The organism is Variovorax sp. E3 (assembly GCF_016082275.1).
Taxonomy (GTDB): domain Bacteria; phylum Pseudomonadota; class Gammaproteobacteria; order Burkholderiales; family Burkholderiaceae_C; genus Variovorax.
The window spans coordinates 1-3,987 of the sequence record NZ_MOWM01000287.1; the positions used below are offsets into that span (position 1 = coordinate 1).

General features: G+C 65.4%; 5 protein-coding genes. 4 read left to right on the plus strand and 1 reads right to left on the minus strand.

Translation table 11 applies throughout. The annotated features are described in order from the left end of the window. The first annotated feature begins 167 nt into the window (after nucleotides 1-167). From BMG07_RS40015 to BMG07_RS40025, 3 genes are all read left to right on the plus strand, one after another. Nucleotides 168-830, plus strand: a complete 663-nt coding sequence (locus BMG07_RS40015; protein WP_198089116.1) for a hypothetical protein — start codon at nucleotides 168-170, stop codon at nucleotides 828-830. A gap of 122 nt (nucleotides 831-952) precedes the next feature. Further along, the gene (locus tag BMG07_RS40020; RefSeq protein WP_198089117.1) at nucleotides 953-1,918 is read left to right on the plus strand and encodes a hypothetical protein; all 966 of its coding nucleotides are present in this window, start codon (nucleotides 953-955) and stop codon (nucleotides 1,916-1,918) included. Nucleotides 1,919-2,079: 161 nt separating this feature from the next. Further along, a complete protein-coding gene (locus BMG07_RS40025) occupies nucleotides 2,080-2,649 on the plus strand; it encodes a hypothetical protein (RefSeq protein WP_198089118.1) in 570 nt (189 codons plus the stop codon). A gap of 147 nt (nucleotides 2,650-2,796) precedes the next feature. Here BMG07_RS40025 and alkB read toward each other — a convergent pair whose 3' ends face one another. Next, nucleotides 2,797-3,453 (minus strand): DNA oxidative demethylase AlkB, encoded by a 657-nt coding sequence (gene alkB, locus BMG07_RS40030; protein ID WP_198089120.1) that lies wholly within the window; start codon nucleotides 3,451-3,453, stop codon nucleotides 2,797-2,799. A gap of 301 nt (nucleotides 3,454-3,754) precedes the next feature. Here alkB and BMG07_RS40035 point away from each other — a divergent pair. Then, nucleotides 3,755-3,987 (plus strand): STN domain-containing protein (locus BMG07_RS40035; protein WP_198089119.1); only part of this gene is annotated, 233 nt, incomplete at its 3' end.

Here is a 3,987-nt window from a genome sequence, read left to right on the forward strand (position 1 = left end):
CGCGTGGCCAGTGGGCCAAGCTGAGCTACGACTTTTTCGTTGGCGCGCCGATCAGCAAGCCGGAGGGCTATCGCACGGCGAAGGTCACGTTGGGCTTCAACTTGAACGCCAGCTTCTAGAGCCACACATCAAACTAAATCAACAGCTCAGTTCCAGGGAGGAAGTTCATGTTCATGAAAACGTTCGCAACGCTGACCGCAGCGCTTGCATTGACCGCCTGCGTCGCGCCAACGTCGTATCGAGAATCGGGAGCCGAGGGCAACAGCTTCGGCTATGCGAGCAGCAAACTGTCCGACCAGCTCTACCGCGTGCGCTTCACGGGTTCGTCGCGCACGCCATTGCGCTGGGCTGACGCGTTCGTGCTCTATCGCAGCGCCCAGGTCGCGAAAGAGGCCGGCGCACCAGCCTTCAAGATCGTCGAGGGCGCCGTCGACACGTCCGTGCTCACGGGCGACGATATTTTCGGGCGACTGAATCCGCTTGCCGACGTGGAAGTGAGCCAGGTGGCACAGAGCCCGCAGCCCGATGGAGACAAGGTCCTCGGCCTCCACGAACCCTACATGCAACGAACCGCGGGCACGATGCCCGTATTCCGGGCTCCGCCGGCGCCGATGCCGGTCAGGAGCCAGGCACCCTTGTTCATCTACATCCCCTCGAGCGGAGCGGGGCCTGCGCAGCCTGTGCGTTCGATCCTCGTCGAGTTGCGATCGGACCTCAAGGACAAGGACGACAAGACGTTCGTCACCGACGACGTTCTCGCTCGTCTGGGTCCCCGGATCAAGCAGGTGCCGTCGCCATCCAATGCGCCGCGCCCGGCATCGGCTACTTGAACTCGCTCGCAGCCTCGCTGGTGCACCGATCTTCAAACCCGAGGGCCATCGCACCGCGAAGGCCAGTCCTGGCTTCAACCGCAACGCAAGTTTCTGACCACAACACAAAGGGAGTTCAAAAAATGAAAAAACAAACACTGGCAACGGCCGCGGCCTTGCTTTCTCTGGGGGCGCTACATGGATGCGGTGGAGGCGGTGGGGGCGGGGGCGGGGGCTTTGGCGCGCCGTTGGCCGTCGCGGCCGCCCCGGCGCCAGCGCCGGAAGTCGTGGCCGTCCCCGGACCGATTCCGGACCCGGTTCCCGCAGCCTCCTCGGACCCGACCGCGTGCATCACCGCGCCGCAGCCAGGCTCGACAGCCGATGTCGGCAACGCCTATGAAGGGGTCTGGAATCAGGACAAGCACGAGAGCACGAAGGGGCTCATGCTGACGAGCGCAACGGGCGAAAGCGTTGGCTTCACGGCGGCAAGTCCGGTGACCACGTGGCCCATCGAAAGCACGTTCTACGGCGCGTTCAACTTCGATGTGCCCAATTCTTCATGGCAGATCGGATCGGGCAAGGTCGTGTTCTATCCTTCCACCACGTGGGCCTCGCTATCGGGCAGCGGTACCTTCGTGCCCAAGGCAACGCTGGACGGGAGCTTTGCCGCTGGCGCCGCCGCAGCCAAACCCTTCGGGCTGTGGTCGTACCAGGTTGCGAATTCCCTGGCCGTCGACTCGGCGCTGCTGACCGGTGAATGGGGCGGCAGCATGAAGAACGTCATCGGATCGATCACGGTCGCATCGGATCGCAGCTTCACGGGGACGAGCGCGCCGACCAGTCCGCTCGGCGCATGCGCACTGAGCGGCAGTCTCTTGCCCAGAGAGCCGGGCACAAGCAAGAACAACCTGGCTGTCACGCTGAAGGCCACCAACGCGGCAACGTCCGGCCAGACGAGCTGCGCGATGCTCCCGGTACAGGACGGCGTGGGCTTTGTCGAGGTGAATCAAGACACGACCGACGGCGTGTGCAAGCGGTTCATGAGCATCTACATGTTCCTCAAGGACTCGAGTGGCGATTACAAAGCGACCATGAGTTTCTCGAAGTAAGCCTTCAGATTTCATCGAGCAAAGACCTGAGGGTCTGTCCGATCGGGGGGAGTGCTTGGGCGCTCCCCCTTTCTTCTTTTCTTATGAAACGCACTGTCCTTTTCCTTCTCACGCTCGTCGCAGCGTCCGCGCTGCTCACCGCGTGCGGCACCCCCACCGCATTGACCTCCCGAACCAAGCAGCTCGACCTCAGCCAGAAATCCGTGGTCCTGGCCACGCTGCAGCTCACGCGAGAGGGCGATCGCAAGATGCCGTGGCCCACGCGCTTCCAGGTCGTGCCGCTCGCCCCGATCGCCGGCCAGGGCTCGGAGACCTTCGCGGTCGATTCCGACGGCATGGACTATGGCGAAGACGGGCGTCACTATCTCGTGCCGTTGCGCCTGTCCCTGCCGCCGGGCAAGTACGCCTTCACGCAAGTGACGGGCGAGATCAGCGCGTTTCCGTTGAAGGGCATCGTCACCGCGCCGCTGGGCCTGAGCTTCGAACTGCCCGCGCGCTCGGTCGTGTACGTCGGTCGCATGAACGTTCACATGCGCACGCGCAAGGACGATGGCGAGCCGCCTGCCGGCGCGCCGTTTCCGATCGTCAATCAGTCCGTGCTGGGCATCACGAGCAGCACCTTCGACGTGTCCGTGGCCGACGAGTCGACGCGTGACCTCACGCTTTTTCGCGAGAGCTTTCCCGTGCTCGAGGCGATGGACATCAAGGTGCAGCCACCACGCAAGCCGTGAGCAAGAGCATCTTCGAACAACTCTGCGAAAGCAGGACCGGCGACAACGCAAGAGCCTTTCATCCGAACTTGGTTGAATGTCGTGGCGAGATGATCGTCATCTGACGGCCGGCGCCAACATCGCACCGCACACTCGTCCGCACGCGCGTCAGCCCGCCTTGCGAAACGTAAGGTTGATGCGCCTCGCCCCCAGCACCGCATGCGGCGCGTCTTTCAGCGGCAGCACGCCGTGGTAACGCAACCGGTCTTCACCGCCCCAGACGACGACGTCGCCATGCACCAGCGGCACGCGCACGGCCTTGTCGCCGCGCGCCAGGCCGCCGAACAGGAACACGGCGGGCATGCCGAGTGACACCGACACGATGGGCGCGCCGTAGTCGTGCTCGTCCTTGTCCTGGTGCATCGACAGCCGCGCACCGGGCGCGTAGCGGTTGACGAGGCAGGCGTCGGGCGCGAAGCCCTCGAAGCCGGCGGCCGACGCGGCTTCGCGCGCGAGCCGCTTGAACGTCTCGGGCATGGCGGGCCAGGGGCGGCCGGTGTCGGGGTCGGTCGGGCTGTAGCGGTAGCCGCGCCGGTCGCTGGTCCAGCCGAGCGCGCCGCAGTTGGTCAGCGCGACGGACATGGTGAAGCCGCCCGGCGTGACGAGGTGGCGGAAGGGCGCGCGTTCTTCCAGTGCGCCGATGGCGGGCAGCAGCTCATCGACGAAGGGCAGGGCGAAGCCGGGCAGCACGAAGGCGCCGGGGCCCAGCGGCTCGCGGGCTTCGCGCGGCGGGTCGTCGAACAGGGCGAGCGTTGTCGCTGTCATCGTCGTCGTCGTCGTCGTCATGCCGCCCATTCTCGCCAGCACGGCGCGCGGCGTGCGCTGGTGGGCGCTTTGCATTCAACTTGTCACAAATCGCCACTAGCATCCGTTCGACAAAAAGTAGTAGTACGGCACGGCGGTTCTCGCGGCCCGCAATTTCCATTTCGTGACAGGACCCGGCATGTTTCGCGTTGCTCGGTCGCGGTGGGCTTGTGTCTTGACCTTGATCTTCGGAATCCTGTCCCTTGCTGCATCCCTCGCCACTGCCGATTCACCCGTCCGCTCACCGGACGCGGCCAAGCCAGTGAGCTTCGACATTCCCGCGCAGCCGCTGGCCGCCGCGTTGCAGGCGTTCGCGCAGGCGACGGGGCAGTCGGTGTTCTTCGACGGGCAGTTGGCGGCGGGGCTCGAATCGGTGGCGGTGCGCGGCGAGTTCGCGCCGCGCGACGCGCTGCAGCGCCTGCTGTCGGGCACGCGGCTCGCGGCGCGCTATGCCGACGAGACCACGTTCACGCTGGGCGAGGCCGAAGCACCGCC

Bases quoted from the DNA above. Each gene is read 5' to 3' on its own strand.
- BMG07_RS40015 (WP_198089116.1), top strand. From the start codon at position 168: ATGTTCATGAAAACGTTCGCAACGCTGACCGCAGCGCTTGCATTGACC.
- BMG07_RS40020 (WP_198089117.1), top strand. From the start codon at position 953: ATGAAAAAACAAACACTGGCAACGGCCGCGGCCTTGCTTTCTCTGGGG.
- alkB (WP_198089120.1), bottom strand. From the start codon at position 3,453: ATGACAGCGACAACGCTCGCCCTGTTCGACGACCCGCCGCGCGAAGCC.